The organism is Pseudomonas sp. SJZ077, assembly GCF_007993905.1.
GTDB classification, from domain to species: domain Bacteria; phylum Pseudomonadota; class Gammaproteobacteria; order Pseudomonadales; family Pseudomonadaceae; genus Aquipseudomonas; species Aquipseudomonas mandelii.
This window is the reverse complement of sequence record NZ_VIUJ01000002.1, coordinates 171,123-186,244: the sequence shown is the minus strand read 5'-3', so window position 1 is coordinate 186,244 and position 15,122 is coordinate 171,123. Positions and strand designations below refer to the sequence as shown.

At 59.5% G+C, this 15,122-nt stretch carries 13 protein-coding genes; 4 read left to right on the top strand and 9 right to left on the bottom strand.

All coding sequences use genetic code 11. From position 1 onward, the window contains the following. Positions 1-103: 103 nt before the first annotated feature. Positions 104-1,495, bottom strand: a complete 1,392-nt coding sequence (locus FBY01_RS04560) for an L-cystine transporter (RefSeq protein WP_145306687.1) — start codon at positions 1,493-1,495, stop codon at positions 104-106. Positions 1,496-1,737: 242 nt separating this feature from the next. On the opposite strand from FBY01_RS04560, the gene FBY01_RS04555 reads away from it, so the two are divergent. Then, complete coding sequence (locus FBY01_RS04555; protein ID WP_010466771.1) at positions 1,738-2,793, top strand: phosphorylcholine phosphatase; 1,056 nt, start codon at positions 1,738-1,740, stop codon at positions 2,791-2,793. Between the two features lie 186 nt (positions 2,794-2,979). Here FBY01_RS04555 and ilvD read toward each other — a convergent pair whose 3' ends face one another. The 5 genes from ilvD to FBY01_RS04530 form a co-directional block, all read right to left on the bottom strand. Beyond that, on the bottom strand, positions 2,980-4,821 hold the full coding sequence (gene ilvD / locus FBY01_RS04550; RefSeq protein WP_145306689.1) for a dihydroxy-acid dehydratase: 1,842 nt from the start codon (positions 4,819-4,821) through the stop codon (positions 2,980-2,982). 258 nt (positions 4,822-5,079) lie between these two features. Next, the gene (locus tag FBY01_RS04545; protein ID WP_145306691.1) at positions 5,080-6,285 is read right to left on the bottom strand and encodes an MFS transporter; all 1,206 of its coding nucleotides are present in this window, start codon (positions 6,283-6,285) and stop codon (positions 5,080-5,082) included. Further along, entirely contained in the window at positions 6,278-7,255 is a 978-nt protein-coding gene (locus tag FBY01_RS04540; RefSeq protein WP_145306693.1) for a diiron oxygenase, read from the bottom strand. The genes FBY01_RS04545 and FBY01_RS04540 overlap by 8 nt, the downstream gene beginning before the upstream one ends. Further along, entirely contained in the window at positions 7,252-8,331 is a 1,080-nt protein-coding gene (locus tag FBY01_RS04535) for a SagB family peptide dehydrogenase (RefSeq protein WP_145306695.1), read from the bottom strand. Before FBY01_RS04535 ends, FBY01_RS04540 begins: the two co-directional genes overlap by 4 nt. Before the next feature lie 426 nt (positions 8,332-8,757). Beyond that, positions 8,758-9,954 carry a class I SAM-dependent rRNA methyltransferase gene (locus tag FBY01_RS04530; protein WP_003195152.1) on the bottom strand — a complete coding sequence of 399 codons (1,197 nt, stop codon included), beginning with the start codon at positions 9,952-9,954 and terminating at the stop codon, positions 8,758-8,760. Positions 9,955-10,266: 312 nt separating this feature from the next. Between FBY01_RS04530 and FBY01_RS04525 the strand changes: the two genes are divergently transcribed. From FBY01_RS04525 to FBY01_RS04515, 3 genes are read left to right on the top strand one after another with little or no spacing between them, the layout of a single operon-like run. Further along, on the top strand, positions 10,267-11,082 hold the full coding sequence (locus FBY01_RS04525) for an HDOD domain-containing protein (protein ID WP_169857237.1): 816 nt from the start codon (positions 10,267-10,269) through the stop codon (positions 11,080-11,082). Between the two features lie 45 nt (positions 11,083-11,127). Further along, the gene (gene mutM / locus FBY01_RS04520; RefSeq protein ID WP_145306698.1) at positions 11,128-11,940 is read left to right on the top strand and encodes a bifunctional DNA-formamidopyrimidine glycosylase/DNA-(apurinic or apyrimidinic site) lyase; all 813 of its coding nucleotides are present in this window, start codon (positions 11,128-11,130) and stop codon (positions 11,938-11,940) included. 54 nt (positions 11,941-11,994) lie between these two features. Continuing rightward, positions 11,995-12,318: a multidrug transporter gene (locus tag FBY01_RS04515; protein WP_145306700.1), complete on the top strand. Its 324-nt coding sequence runs from the start codon at positions 11,995-11,997 to the stop codon at positions 12,316-12,318. Between the two features lie 160 nt (positions 12,319-12,478). Here FBY01_RS04515 and FBY01_RS04510 read toward each other — a convergent pair whose 3' ends face one another. The 3 genes from FBY01_RS04510 to FBY01_RS04500 all read right to left on the bottom strand — a co-directional run bounded on the left by FBY01_RS04510 (position 12,479) and on the right by FBY01_RS04500 (position 15,023). Further along, positions 12,479-12,730, bottom strand: a complete 252-nt coding sequence (locus FBY01_RS04510; protein ID WP_145306703.1) for a YfhL family 4Fe-4S dicluster ferredoxin — start codon at positions 12,728-12,730, stop codon at positions 12,479-12,481. A 102-nt stretch (positions 12,731-12,832) separates the two neighbouring features. Next, a complete protein-coding gene (gene coaD, locus FBY01_RS04505; protein WP_007945531.1) occupies positions 12,833-13,312 on the bottom strand; it encodes a pantetheine-phosphate adenylyltransferase in 480 nt (159 codons plus the stop codon). Positions 13,313-13,427: 115 nt separating this feature from the next. After that, positions 13,428-15,023 (bottom strand): GMC family oxidoreductase, encoded by a 1,596-nt coding sequence (locus tag FBY01_RS04500; protein ID WP_145306705.1) that lies wholly within the window; start codon positions 15,021-15,023, stop codon positions 13,428-13,430. Positions 15,024-15,122: the final 99 nt, after the last annotated feature.

The following is a 15,122-nucleotide window of genomic DNA, read 5'->3' as shown; positions in this document are numbered from 1 at the left end:
TCGCTCCTACAGGGTTTGTGTCGATCGCGAAAATTGCGTACGACACAAATCCTGGTAGGAGCGAGGCTTGCCCGCGAAGAGGCCAGCTCAGACGCTAAAAAACTTAAGCGTGCGCCAACTCCGCATGCTCATCGGCATCCAGCAGTGCTTTATCCGTCTGCTGCATGATCTGGCTGGTAATCGCCCCGGCCGTGATCGAACCACTCACGTTCAACGCCGTGCGGCCCATATCGATCAGCGGCTCAACCGAAATCAGCAACGCCACCAATGACACCGGCAAACCCATCGCCGGCAGCACGATCAGCGCGGCAAACGTCGCACCGCCGCCCACGCCCGCCACACCGGCCGAACTCAAGGTCACAATCGCCACCAGCGTCGCGATCCACAGCGGGTCCAGCGGGTTGATGCCGACCGTGGGCGCGACCATCACCGCCAACATCGCCGGGTACAGACCGGCACAGCCATTCTGGCCAATGGTCGCGCCGAACGACGCGGCGAAACTGGCGATGGATTGCGGGATGCCCAGGCGGCTGGTCTGCGCTTCGATGCTCAGTGGAATCGTCGCGGCGCTGGAGCGGCTAGTGAACGCGAACGTCAGCACCGGCCAGATCTTGCGGAAGAACCGCAGCGGGTTGATCCCGGCCGCCGACACCAACAGGCCATGGACCACAAACATCAGGCCCAGGCCGATGTAGGAAACCACCACGAAACTGCCGAGCTTGATGATGTCTTGCAGGTTGGAACCGGCGACCACTTTGGTCATCAGCGCCAATACGCCGTAGGGGGTCAGCTTCATCACCAGACGCACCAGACGCATCACCCAGGCTTGCAGGGTGTCGATGGCGTTGATCACTTTCTGACCTTTCTCGACGTCATCCTTGAGCAGTTGCAGCGCCGCGACACCGAGGAACGCGGCGAAGATCACCACGCTGATGATCGACGTCGGCTTGGCGCGAGCGAGGTCGGCGAACGGGTTTTGCGGAATGAACGACAGCAGCAGCTGCGGCACATTCAGGTCGGCAACCTTGCCGGCATAGTCGGTCTGGATGGTTTGCAGGCGAGCCATTTCCTGGGTGCCGGCGACCAGGCCTTCGGCGGTCAGGCCGAACAGGTTGGTCAAACCGATACCGATCAGCGCCGCAATGGCCGTGGTGAACAGCAGCGTGCCGATGGTCAGGAAGCTGATCTTGCCCAGCGACGAGGCGTTGTGCAGACGGGCCACGGCGCTGAGGATCGAGGCGAACACCAGCGGGATGACGATCATTTGCAGCAACTGCACGTACCCGTTGCCCACCAGATCGAACCAGCCGATCGAGGCTTTCAGCACCGGGTTGCCGGCACCGTAAATCGTGTGCAACGCGACACCGAACACCACGCCCAATACCAACGCGAGCAGGACTTTTTTCGCCAGGCTCCAGGTGGTGTGGCGGGTTTGCGCGAGGCCAAACAGTAACGCGAGGAACACCAGCAGATTGAGGATCAGCGGCAGATTCATGAGAACTCCGAAAGTGACTTGTGCCAGCCACCTTCCGGGGCAGCTGCGAACCGGCAAGCCTAACAGCTTGATTTACAAAGAATTAATATCAAAAAAGTCTGATAACTGTCGTTTTTGGAATAAGCCGGTGTCGCTGTCGGGGATGCACTTGACGCGAAAGGGACGTGTGCGGTCGCTAGTGGACGAGAGTTGTCACACTTATTTGTTAGCGTCGATATCTTTGGATCAGGGAGAAACCGCCGATGAAGCTCGCACCAAAATTTCTCGCAGCAGTACTCTGTCTTGGCCTCGCCGGCCAGGTCTTCGCCACGGATTTGAAGCACTGGCCAGCCGATCAGGCCAAGGCGCTGGACGCGATGATTGCAGCCAACGCGAACAAAGGTAACTACGCGGTGTTCGACATGGACAACACCAGTTACCGCTACGATCTCGAAGAGTCGTTGCTGCCGTACATGGAAAGCAAAGGCCTGATCACCCGCGAGAAACTCGACCCCTCCCTGAAACTGATCCCGTTCAAGGACACCGCCGACCATAAGGAAAGCCTGTTCAGCTACTACTATCGCCTCTGCGAACTCGACGACATGGTGTGCTATCCATGGGTCGCGCAAGTGTTCTCCGGTTTCACCCTCCAGGAACTCAAAGGCTACGTCGATGAGCTGATGGCCTTGGACAAGCCAGTGCCGGCGACCTATTACGAAGGCGATGTGGTCAAGAACCTCGACGTCAACCCGCCGAAAATCTTCACCGGTCAGAAAGAGCTCTACAACAAGCTGATGGAGAACGGCATCGAGGTCTACGTGATGACCGCCGCCTCGGAAGAGCTGGTGCGCATGGTCGCTTCCGATCCGAAGTACGGCTACAACGTCAAACCGCAAAACGTCATTGGCGTGAGCCTGCTGCTCAAGGACCCGAAGTCCGGCGAATTGACCACGGCGCGCAAGCAAATCACTGCGGGCAAGTATGACGAGAAGGCCAACCTTGGCCTCGAACTGACCCCGTACCTGTGGACCCCGGCGACCTGGATGGCGGGTAAGCAAGCGGCGATCCTGACTTACATCGATGAATGGAAAAAACCGGTGCTCGTCGGCGGCGACACCCCGACCAGCGACGGTTTCATGCTGTTCCACAGCGTCGACGTGGCCAAGGGCGGCATTCACTTGTGGATCAACCGCAAGGACAAATACATGACCCAGATTAACGGCATGATGGCCAAGCACGCGGCAGCACAGGCCAAGGAAGGGTTGCCGGTGACGGCGGACAAGAACTGGGTGATCGTGAAACCGGAGGAAATCCAGTAAGCACCAAAAATCCAATGTAGGAGTGAGCCTGTTCGCGATAGCGCAGTGTCAGACGACATCAATGGTGACAGACATACCGCTATCGCGAGCAGGCTCACTCCTACAGTTGATCTCCAGTGTTTGGGGGATCGTGGTTAAAAAAATGCCCCGCACTTGGCGGGGCATTTTTTGTTCGACGGTTAAGCCTTACAGCCCGTCGAGCATCGCCTTGTTACGCACGGCACCCTTGTCGGCGCTGGTCGCCAGCAGGGCGTAGGCCTTCAGTGCAGTGGTCACCTTGCGTGGACGTAATTCCACAGGCTTCCAGCCTTTCTGATCCTGCTCGGCACGACGGCCGGCCATTTCTTCGTCGCTGATCAACAGATTGATCGAGCGGTTCGGAATGTCGATCAGCACCTTGTCACCGTCCTGCACCAGACCAATCGCGCCGCCTGCAGCGGCTTCCGGCGAAGCATGACCGATGGACAGGCCCGATGTGCCGCCGGAGAAGCGGCCGTCGGTGAGCAGGGCGCAGGCTTTGCCCAGGCCTTTGGATTTCAGGTACGACGTCGGATAGAGCATTTCCTGCATGCCCGGGCCGCCTTTCGGACCTTCGTAACGGATGATCACGATGTCGCCGGCCTTCACTTCGTCGGCGAGGATGCCGCGAACGGCGCTGTCCTGGCTTTCGAAGATCTTCGCGTTGCCTTCGAAGACGTGGATCGATTCGTCGACGCCAGCGGTTTTCACCACACAGCCGTCCAGTGCGATGTTGCCGTAGAGAACGGCCAGGCCGCCTTCTTTCGAGTAGGCGTGCTCGACACTGCGGATGCAGCCGTTCTCGCGGTCATCGTCCAGGGTTTCCCAACGGGTCGACTGGCTGAATGCGGTTTGCGTCGGGATGCCCGCAGGACCGGCTTTGAAGAAGTGATGCACGGCTTCATCGTCGGTCTGGGTGATGTCCCACTTGGCGATGCCTTCGGCCAGGGTCTTGCTGTGCACGGTCGGCAGGTCGGTGTGCAGCAGGCCGCCACGGGCCAGCGAGCCGAGGATGCTGAAGATCCCGCCAGCGCGGTGCACGTCTTCCATATGGTATTTCTGGATATTCGGAGCGACTTTGCACAGTTGCGGCACGAATCGGGACAGGCGGTCGATGTCGCGCAGGTCGAACTCCATCTCGGCTTCCTGGGCGGCGGCCAGCAAGTGCAGGATGGTGTTGGTAGAGCCGCCCATGGCGATGTCCAAGGTCATGGCGTTTTCGAACGCCTTGAAGTTGGCGATGTTGCGCGGCAATACCGACTCATCGTTCTCGCCGTAGTAACGCTTGCACAGCTCGACGATGGTGCGGCCGGCCTGCAGGAACAGCTGTTCGCGATCGCTGTGGGTCGCCAGGGTCGAACCGTTGCCCGGCAATGCCAGGCCCAGGGCTTCGACCAGGCAGTTCATCGAGTTGGCGGTGAACATGCCGGAGCACGAGCCGCAGGTCGGGCAGGCGCTGCGCTCGTACTCGGCGACTTTCTCGTCAGAAGCGCTGGAGTCGGCGGCGATCACCATGGCGTCTACCAGGTCGAGGCCGTGGGAGGCGAGTTTGGTCTTGCCGGCTTCCATCGGGCCGCCGGAAACGAAGATCACCGGGATGTTCAGGCGCAGGGCGGCCATCAGCATGCCAGGGGTGATCTTGTCGCAGTTGGAGATGCAGACGATGGCGTCGGCGCAGTGGGCGTTGACCATGTATTCGACGGAGTCGGCGATGATCTCGCGGCTCGGCAGCGAATAGAGCATGCCGTCGTGGCCCATGGCGATGCCGTCATCCACGGCGATGGTGTTGAATTCTTTTGCCACACCGCCAGCGCGTTCGATTTCGCGGGCGACCAGCTGGCCCAGGTCCTTGAGGTGGACGTGGCCCGGTACGAACTGGGTGAACGAGTTGGCAATGGCGATGATCGGCTTTTTGAAGTCGTCATCTTTCATCCCCGTGGCGCGCCACAGTGCGCGGGCGCCGGCCATGTTGCGGCCGTGGGTGGATGTTTTCGAGCGGTAATCAGGCATGAAGCACTCCGGGCGGCTAATCAGGTATCAAAAGGGAAGTGAGCTTCTATTGACGTCTGGAACACCCAGAAATGGCCGTGTGTCCGGAAGTTGCCGATAACTTTGCGGGATCGCCGCGCGCTTCAGCTTGAGCTCATAAACCCGCCGGGGGATGACTGGCGATGAATGTCGCGATTCTACACGGCTGGCGTCAGGAGGGAATGCCGGGAAGCGTTGATCCGGCGCTGACACAACGTGCGGGATGACGACTGGCAGGTTTCAGCCCGCCTTCAGCGCCAGATGCCGTCGTGAAATCAAGACATTCAGGCCAAGGCCCGTAGCACTCAAGCTCAGAAAACACAGGGCTAGTGCTGTGGTCAGGTCTTCGGAGGCAAGGTTGATCACTACGCTGATCACACCGCCGCACATGAAAATCAGCACGCCGCCTACCGAGGTCGAGGTTCCGGCATTCCGGGGGTAGAGACTCATGGCTTTGGAGTTGGCGATGGGCCGGGCAATGGTGGTGCCTGCCGTACAAATCAACATGGGTATCAGCACCGCTGCCGCAGAGAGCCCGAACTGTTCCGCCAACCACAGCATGACCAGCCCTGACAAAGCGATCAGCCCCAGGCCAATGACTATTTGTGTGTTGGCCTGCAGGTACCGATGCAGCGCGCTGGCGACAATCCCGCCAAACACATAAGCCACGCCATACAGCAGCAACGCCCAGGCAAATGCGTAAGGCGACAGCGCCAGCCGCTCCATGAAAATGATCGGTGAAATGACGATGAACGAGAAATGGCAGGCAAAAGCCAAGGCTGAAATCAACCAATACCCCATGAAGCGCAAATCCGAACACAGCCGCCAATAGGCGCTGAAAAAACGTTCAGGTGCCGTGGTATGAAGGTGAGGGTTTTCCCTGAGCAGAAAGAAGGCTTTAAGCCAGACAATGACGGCCAGGCTGATAAACACATAAAAGCTGCCCTGCCAGCCTAGCTGCAATTGCAACCACGTCCCCAGCAGCGGCGAAATCGAAATGAATACCCCGCCGCCGGTCACCATCCAGATTCTGATTCGCTCCTGTTCCTTGCCGACGAACAGATCCTGAACCAACGCCTGTGACAGGACGAATGACCCGCTACCAACGGCCTGGATCACCCGGAAGAACAAAAACCAGCTGTATTCGCTGGACACCACACACCCTGTCGCTCCGACCACCGCAATTGCGATACCGGCCAGCAGTAGTTTCTTGCGTCCCCACAAATCCGACAATGGTCCGACCAGCACCACGGACAACGCCAGGCCAATGGCGAACACGCTCACCGACAGGGCGATGTCGGACGGTGAGGTCCGAAAGTAGTCAGAAAGATCGGGAAAGGAGGGGAGCACCACATCCAGGGGAAAGACGCCGAGCAGCGTCATGGTCATCAACAGAATGACCATGGCACGTTGTTCGCCCCGGGCTACCTGTTTTCCTTCATTCATCGAACAGCCCTGCCCTGGAGAAAAGTTGGCGATTGGCAGGTAGATCGAAGAACCCGGCTTTTTTCATTGCATTGAGCGTTGCACCAGCACTCGATCGGACGCGCAGGCGCTGTGCTTGCGAGCCGGTCAGATCCCCAAGGATCTGCGCGACAGACGCTTCACTCAGGCCGGCACTACGCAGGCTTTCCCCAAGCCAGCGTTCATCTATCTCAAAGAAAATCAGCAGGATTTCCGCGAGCGACCTGGCGGTGAACGTGCGTTGGCCGCAGTTCAATTGCACCCACAGATGGTGGAATACTTCGCAAAAGTAGCGACTGTGACGCGCTTCGTCGGCCAGGTGATCCCTGAGTATTTCCTGAACGCTGCTCACCAGCGTGTCACGGCAAACGTCGAGCAGTTCCTTGGCGATAATCGTTTCCGAGACGAAGCCGACGAGAAACCACGCCAGTGCCTTGTGCTTGTCCGGTGTGCGATCGAGCAGGGCGTTCAGCCGGGCTATCCGGTGGGGCACGACCGGGCGATCTGTCATGTCGTAAATATCGGCAATCTGCTCGGCGAGGCTGTTGGAAAACAGTGCGTGATAAGCCTCATCCGTATAGAGCTGCAGCGCGGCGGTTTTCATCCGTGGGGGGATGGATACCCCCAGTTCGTTGTGGACGATGGTTTCCACGGAACGGTTGACGATGCGGTGTTCCAGCAGGGTGGTGTAGTCGAGGAAATACACCAGATGGTTGGCGGACAGGCGATGAGTGATTGCTCTGCCTGCTGCTTTGATTGCCGGATGATTCAGGTAGGGCAGAAAGTCCGGCGCAAACCAGTGGCGGGTTTCCAGTTGCCGTTTCAGGTCCGGCGGCAATTGGTAGGTGTGTTCGCTGATCCGCACCGAGGCTCGGGTGTTCCAGTCTCCAAGGGTGAAGCGATGGGCCCATGAGGCAGAGGCTGACGCGGGGTCGATGAGGGGCTCGGTCATTGTTCCGCCCCCCGACTGCTCAGCAGTGCTTTCAATTCCTTGCACATCACTTGCCCGTCGCTCTGGCCGCAGCCGACAAAGAACAGCGGTTGCTCTGCGCTGTTCTCAAGTCCCAGCAGCGCTTCGACCTGGTCGTCCGTCAATGCACCGGTCAGCCAGGTGTTCAATCCCAGCGCGGTGGCCGCCAGTTGAAAGGTCTGGGAAATATGACCGGCCTCGACGTAGGCCATTCGGTAGGCCCGCGAGTGTTCATATTTCCACCACAGCTTGTCGAATCGGCTGGTGATGAACAGGCCTGCGGGCAGGTTATTGATGAAGTGTTGTCCGCACATCAGTTGCCCTAAAGGCTGGGGAGGCAGCGGATTAACCAGACTCAGCGCGTGCCCGGTGGGGTGATAGGCGTAGACACCGGGTGGCAGGCCGCTGACGTTTTGCACCAGCAGAAAGCCTTCGCAGGCATTCAGTCCGCCTCCGGACGGGCTGCTGCGCCGGGCGCCGAGACCTTCGACGATGCTTTCGTCGACGTCGTTTTCGCGCTCATGCAGATAGCCGAGGGACAGGTACAGCAATGTACTGACGGCTTCGAGGGAAACGGCTTCACCCGTGAAGGTGCGGCAGGTTTTCCGATTGACCAGGGCGTTTGCCAGGGAACCTTCCGGCAGGCAGGAAGGTTTTGGCAGGGTAATCAGCTCGCATCCCAGGCGTTCCGAGCGCCTGGCTTTCGGCGAGGGCGTGCTCAGGACGTCGCTGCAATGATCAAGGTATTGTTTTGACCATTCATTGATATTTTGCGGAACGTGTTCGCACGGAATGTTCTTGGTGCCGATATGGAATATCTTCGACAGTTCGTCCCAGCCCCAATCTGTAGTATCTGTTATTGCAGTTGTCAGTATTCCAGCGTCAAGTAGCTGGGTGTCAATTGTATTGCGTTCGTTGAACTTTTCGGGGTTGTCGATAAGCTCTGCCAGTCGGGTTGAATACTTCAGGTTCAGTTCAAACTGTTTGTGATTCTTGTAATCCCAGACTATTTGACCGGGCGTGCGTGGAAGTATGAATAAATGAGGACTGATCTGCATGATGGGCGGTTCGCTCTGGGCAATGCCATAGAAAACGCTGGGTAGCCGGCACTCCCCAGCGTCTCATTTACTTAGCGGGCTTTAGGGGCGACCAGGAAAGCCAGGTTGGCGATGCTGTTAGCTTCCAGAGTAATTGCTTTCATTTGGAACTCCTTGTAATTGAAAGTAAGAGTCACTTCATGGTGACGCTCTCAATCATAGAGTGTAATGAGCGCTTATCAAGGCGATATTGGGTAGGAAACTTCCAGTAATTTCGTCGGATCGATCTTGGGCATGAACAAGTTTTGTCAGTTGAATGCTGAATAGTGAAAGGCGCAGGGAAACGTCCTGCAAGTCCGTAGGATCGCAAGTGTAGGAAGTTTGAACGGAATTCAATAACAGATAATAAAACGGGGAGCCCTCTGGCTCCCCGTCAAACCGGTGTCATCAGCTGTTTGGCAGCAACCGGCAGGTGATGCTCTTGATGTAGCGGGTTTCGGCGATGGCCGGGTGGACCGGGTGGTCCGGGCCCTGACCGCCGCGCTCAAGCATCTGGATGTTGCGGTCCAGGTGGCGGGCGCTGGTCAGCAGGATGTTCTGCAGATCGTCTTCCGGCAGGTGCATCGAGCACGACGCGCTGACCAGGATGCCGTCCTTGCTGAGCAGGCGCATGGCTTGCTCGTTCAGGCGGCGGTAGGCGCCTTCACCGTTCTTCATGTCTTTCTTGCGCTTGATGAAGGCGGGTGGATCGGCAACGATCACGTCGAAGCGTTCTTCGCTGGCTTTCAGCTCTTTCAGGGCTTCGAACACGTCGCCTTCGATGCAGGTCATTTTTTCGGCGAAACCGTTCAGCGCGGCGTTGCGCTCGACGCCGTCGAGGGCGAAGGCCGACGCGTCGACGCAGAACACTTCACTGGCGCCGAACGCGGCCGCTTGCACACCCCAGCCGCCGATGTAGCTGTACAGGTCCAGCACGCGTTTGCCTTTGGCATAAGGAGCCAGGCGTGCGCGGTTCATGCGGTGGTCGTAGAACCAGCCGGTTTTCTGGCCCTGGATGACCGGTGCTTCGAACTTCACGCCGTTTTCTTCCAGCGCGACCCACTCCGGCACCAGGCCGAACACGGTTTCGACATAACGGTTGAGGCCTTCGGCGTCACGGGCAGCGGAGTCATTCTTGAACAGAATGCCGCTTGGCTTGAGCACTTGGGTCAGCGCCGCGATCACGTCTTCTTTATGGGCTTCCATGGTCGCCGAAGCGATCTGCACCACCAGGATGTCGCCGAAGCGGTCGACCACCAGGCCTGGCAGCAAATCGGAGTCGCCGTAGACCAGGCGATAGAACGGCTTGTCGAACAGGCGATCACGCAGGGACAAGGCAACGTTCAGGCGATGGACCAGTAGCGACTTGTCCAGCGGCAACTTGATGTCGCGCGACAGCAGACGGGCGCAGATCAGGTTGTTCGGGCTCATGGCCACGATGCCCAGCGTCTTGCCGCCGGCGGCTTCGAGGATCGCCTGGTCGCCGGCTTGAAAACCGTGCAAAGGGGTCGCCGCTACATCGATTTCGTTGCTATAGACCCACAAGTGGCCGTTTCGCAGGCGACGGTCGGCGTTGGCTTTGAGGCGCAGGCTAGGCAGGGACATGACGTCGCTCCGGAAAAAAGAGCGGGAGTATAGCGTGTTGAGGCTTGCGGCGGGCCGGGCGGGCGATGAAACGCTGATGGACTCCTCGCGGGCAAGCCTCGCTCCTGCTGGATCGTGTGAATCTGCAGGCGCGAGGCTTGCCGCGAAAGCGATTTCGATGGCTATGCAGAAATGAAACATTTCGCCAATGTGTCGGCCGGTGTGTCGGATCCAACTTTATAAAGGTTAGAATCGCCCCCTGGCCCAGAGTGTGTACTTATGTCCCAAGAGCTGACTTCCGAACAGATTCAACAGTCCCTGCAAGGCATCAGTGTGCCTGCCCAGCCGCAAATCATGGTGGACTTGCAGATGGAGCAGTACATGCCCGACCCGGACCTGGAAGTGATCGCGAAGCTGATCTCCCAGGACCCAGGGCTCTCTGGTGCCTTGCTGAAGATCGTCAACTCGCCGTATTACGGCTTGAGCAACAAGATCGCCTCGATCCAGCGTGCGGTGAACCTGCTGGGCAGCCGCTCGATCATCAACCTGATCAACGCGCAGTCGATCAAGGGCGAGATGAACGACGACACCATCGTCACCCTGAACCGGTTCTGGGATACGGCTCAGGACGTGGCGATGACCTGTCTGACGTTGGCCAAGCGCATCGGCGCCCAGGCCGGTGACGAAGCGTACGCGTTGGGTCTGTTCCACGACTGCGGCGTGCCGCTGATGCTGCAACGGTTCCCCAACTACATGACCGTTCTGGAAGAGGCCTACGCCAACGCCAGTGCCGAATGCCGGGTGGTCGACACCGAGAACCGGGTGTTCAACACCAACCACGCGGTGGTCGGTTATTACACGGCCAAGTCCTGGCGCCTGCCGGAGCATGTGACCGCCGCGATCGCCAATCACCACAACGCCCTGGCGATCTTCAGCGACGAATCTTCGCGCAACGCTCAGCTCAAGAACCTGCTGGCGATCCTGAAAATGGCCGAGCACATTTGTGCGTCCTACCGGGTGCTGGGTAATCAGACCGAAGACCATGAGTGGAACAGTATCGGGCATCTGGTGCTCGATTATGTCGGCCTCTCGGACTACGACTTCGAAACCCTCAAGCAAACGATTCGTGACCTCGGCGCCCACCGCTGAACATCGGCTGCTGCATTTATTCGAGCGCCCTGATTCGAGAACACCATGCCTGAACTGCCGGAAGTCGAAACCACCCGCCGCGGGATTGCGCCGCACCTGGAAGGCCAGCGCGTCAGCCGGGTGATCGTGCGTGACCGCCGATTGCGCTGGCCGATTCCTGAAGACCTCGATGTGCGCCTGTCCGGCCAGCGCATCGTGCTGGTGGAGCGCCGCGCCAAGTACCTGCTGATCAATGCTGAAGTGGGCACGCTGATCAGTCACTTGGGTATGTCGGGCAACCTGCGATTGGTTGAAGTCGGGATGCCGGCGGCGAAGCATGAGCATGTGGACATCGAACTCGAGTCCGGCCTGGCCCTGCGCTATACCGACCCGCGTCGGTTTGGTGCGATGCTCTGGAGTCTCGATCCGCTCAACCACGAACTGTTGATTCGCCTGGGGCCGGAGCCGTTGACCGACCTGTTTGATGGCGATCGCTTGTTTCAGCAGTCCCGCGGACGATCCATGGCGGTCAAGCCGTTCATCATGGATAACGCGGTGGTGGTCGGCGTCGGCAACATCTACGCGACCGAAGCCCTGTTCGCCGCCGGCGTCGACCCGCGTCGCGAGGCCAAGAGCATTTCCCGGGCGCGCTATTTGAAGCTGGCGATCGAGATCAAACGCATTCTGGCCGCAGCCATCGAACGGGGTGGTACCACGCTGCGGGACTTTATCGGCGGCGACGGTCAGCCGGGGTATTTCCAGCAGGAATTGTTTGTCTACGGCCGGGGCAGTGAGCCCTGCAAAGTCTGTGGCACTGAACTGCGCGAGGTGAAACTGGGGCAGCGCGCCAGCGTCTTTTGCCCACGCTGCCAGAGCTGATACGTGCGACGGTCTATAGTCAGTGCTCTCACTGCCTAGCCGAAGGACCGTGCCATGAATTCGTTTCGAACCCTTGTTGTTGCGCTGCTGCTGAGCGTCGGTGCGCCCGCGCTGGCGGCTAGCAGCGGCAGCGGTGATCCGCGTTACACCATCCAGAATCCCCCGGCCTACGCCATGCTCGGCGACTTGCTGATCGCCAGACCGTTGCTGGTGGTGGCGACGGTGATCGGTGCCGGGGCGTTTGTGGTGTCGTTGCCGTTCACGGCCTTGGGCGGCGGCATCGGCGATGCGGGACGGGCGCTGGTGGTTGATCCGGCGAAAGCCGCATTTGTGCGGTGCCTGGGGTGTATCGGGGAGGGGTTTGAGCAGCGGGAGTGAATCAGTTACATGTTCGGTGTACCTGATGGCTTCATCGCGAGCAGGCTCACTCCCACAGTTGATTTGTGTTGTGAATCAAATGATGTGAGCACCACAAACCCACTGTGGGAGCGGGCCTGCTCGCGATGAGGCCGGCACAGGCACTACAAAAATGCCTGCCTCAAGCCTTGCCGGTAAGCTGGCGATATTTCGCCATCAACTGCTCTTCAGTCTCCGGATGCGCTTCATCCAGCGGAATGCAATCCACCGGGCACACTTGCTGGCACTGAGGTTCGTCGTAGTGGCCGACGCACTGCGTGCACAGGTTCGGGTCGATCACGTAGATCTCTTCGCCTTGGGAAATAGCGGCGTTCGGGCACTCGGGTTCGCAGACGTCGCAGTTGATGCAATCGTCGGTGATGATCAGGGACATGCTAACTCCAGCCAGGGCGGACGGCCCGGGCGCAATAAACCAATGCGCGCAATTGTGCCGCATTGGCGCCCGCAGTGCACGCGGGCGCCGCTTGAGCGGTCGTTACTTCTTGAAGCGTTCGGTGAGGGCATCCGCCACCGCAGGGTGGACGAACTTGGTGATATCGCCGCCCAACGCTGCGATTTCACGGACCAGCGTCGAGGAAATGAACGAATAACGCTCGGACGGTGTGAGAAACAGACTTTCCACATCCGGCGCCAGTTGGCGGTTCATGTTGGCCAGCTGGAATTCGTATTCGAAGTCCGACACCGCGCGCAAACCACGCAGGAACACATTGGCGTTCTTCTCTTTGGCGAAATGCGCCAACAGCGTCGAGAAGCCGACGACTTCAACGTTGGGCAGATGTTTAGTGACCTCGCGGGCCAGCTCCACACGTTGTTCCAGGGGAAACAACGGGTTTTTCTTCGGGCTGGCAGCGACGGCGATGATCACATGATCGAACAGGCGCGCGGCGCGTTCGACCAAGTCGCCATGGCCCTTGGTAATAGGGTCGAAGGTACCTGGGTACAACACTCGGTTCATCGCGTCGTCCTGGCGGGAGTCCGTTGGGGAGTCGGATGGTATCGCAGCCTTCCCGGTCGGCCAAGTCGCCTGTTGGGTAAGAAAGCACTATAGACGATTGGAATATTCTCCGTTTTCATGGGTTTTTCAAACGTTCAGCCAGAGAAGTCGCCAGTTGCGCCGTCAATCCGTAGACCGACAATTGCGGGTTTGCGCCAATGCTGGTGGGGAACAGCGAGCCATCGTGGATCGACAGATTGCTGATCTGGTGATGCCGGCCAAGGCTGTCGGTCACGGCGTTTTTCGGGTCTTCACCCATGGCACAACCGCCCATCACATGAGCGCTGCCCAGGCGGGTGCGATACAACTCAAGGCTCAAACCGTCGATCAACGTGCGCGCTTCGGCCAGGGTTTTCACGTAGCGCGCGTCGGCGTGCATCGGCATGACCGCGTTGGCGCCGCCGGCGAACTGGATCTCGGCCATGCTGTGAAAGGCCCGGCGCAAGCCGTCCCAGGCGTAGGGTGAAACTTGATAGTCGAGCACCGGCGTGTTGTCGCCGCGCAATTCGACACTGCCGCCGGGGCTGTCCGGGTGGAAACCATCGCGCAACAGCGCCAGCATCGCGTGGGTGTGGGGCAGATTTTCCATATGCCCGGCGTTTTCCTTGCCAAAACCGCCGAGCAGGGTGGAGGCCAGCGCTGGGTGCAGTGGCGGCACCTCCAGTTTGTAGGACATCTTGCCGGTGGTGCCGTCCTGCCATTGGAAGTGGTCGGAATAGATCGACTGCGGCGCACCGTAGAACGGGTTGATCACCTCATCGAACAGCCCGGCGGACATGTTCACCAGGTGCAGGAATGTGCGTTTGCCCAACCGCTGGTGCGGATCGGGCGCCTCCGAGCGCAGGAGCAGCGCCGGGCTGTTGATCCCGCCGCCCGCCAGCACGTAATGCCGCGCCTTGACCGTGATTGTGCGTCCGGTAGGTGCGACGCAATGGTCGTCCATCGCCACACATTGCAGGCCCGTGACCTTGCTGTCCTTGATCGAGAGCGTTTCGGCGCGGGCCAGATACAGCAGCTCGCCGCCTTTTTCCAGGGTCGCGGGGATGGTCGTGACCATCATCGACTGCTTGGCGTTGGTCGGGCAGCCCATGCCGCAATAGCCAAGGTTCCAGCACCCGCGCACGTTGCGCGGGATCACATGCCAGGTGTAGCCGAGCTGCTCACAGCCTTTGCGGATCACGTCGTTGTTGGCGTTGGGCGGCACCATCCAGGGCGCAACGCCCAGGCGCTGTTCCATTTTCTCGAACCAGGGCGCCATCTCGGCCGGGCTGTGGCCTTTGACGTTGTGTTCCCTGGCCCAATGCTCAAGCGTCGGGTCGGGCGTGCGAAAGCTCGATGTCCAGTTGATCAGGGTGGTGCCGCCCACCGCTCGGCCCTGGAGGATGGTGATCGCGCCGTCTTTGCTCATGCGACCGATGCCCTCCTGATAGAGGCTGGTGTAGGCCTGGTCTTCGAGCATCTTGAAGTCGCTGCTGGTCTTGAGCGGGCCTTCTTCGATCAGCAACACCTTGTAGCCGGCGGCGCTGAGAATTTCCGCGGTGGTCCCGCCGCCCGCGCCGCTGCCGATGATCGCCACGTCCGCGTCCAAGGTCAGGTCCTGGGTCAGTTGCGAGCCGTTGTAGGTTTTCCAGCCACGGGCCATGCCTTCGCGGAACGGGTCGGGTACGGGCATCTTCGGGTTCTCTAGTTGTTATGGTTTTGGATGCAGTGGTGTTCATGAGGATGCCTTCGCGGGCAAGCCTCGCTCCTACAGAACCGCGTAAGCCCTTGT